Raw genomic sequence first — 230 nt, 5'->3', positions numbered from 1 at the left:
AAAAGCACCAGTTAAAGTTCAGCCAGTAGTTAAAGCTGAAAAAGTAACTAAAGTTCAAGATACAACTAAAGTTCGTGAAGCAGTTAAAGCCGGGGAAGTAGCTGAAGCTCAGGCAGCAGCTAAAGCTCAAGAAGCAACTAAGGCTCAAGAAGCAGCTAAAGCTCAAGCAGAAGCTAAAGCTCAGGCAGCAGCTGAAGCTCAAGCAGCAGCTAAGGCTCAAGAAGCAGCTA

Annotated in this window: 1 pseudogene; it reads left to right on the top strand. The window is 44.8% G+C overall.

Annotated elements, in window-relative coordinates:
• A pseudogene (locus tag MR071_RS25285) lies at positions 1–230 on the top strand (enterotoxin); the annotation flags it as partial.

This window comes from Bacillus cereus group sp. BfR-BA-01316 (assembly GCF_022664195.1).
Taxonomy (GTDB): Bacteria; Bacillota; Bacilli; order Bacillales; family Bacillaceae_G; genus Bacillus_A.
The sequence above is the reverse complement of the archived record's forward strand: the minus strand, read 5'-3'. Positions and strand labels throughout refer to the sequence as shown.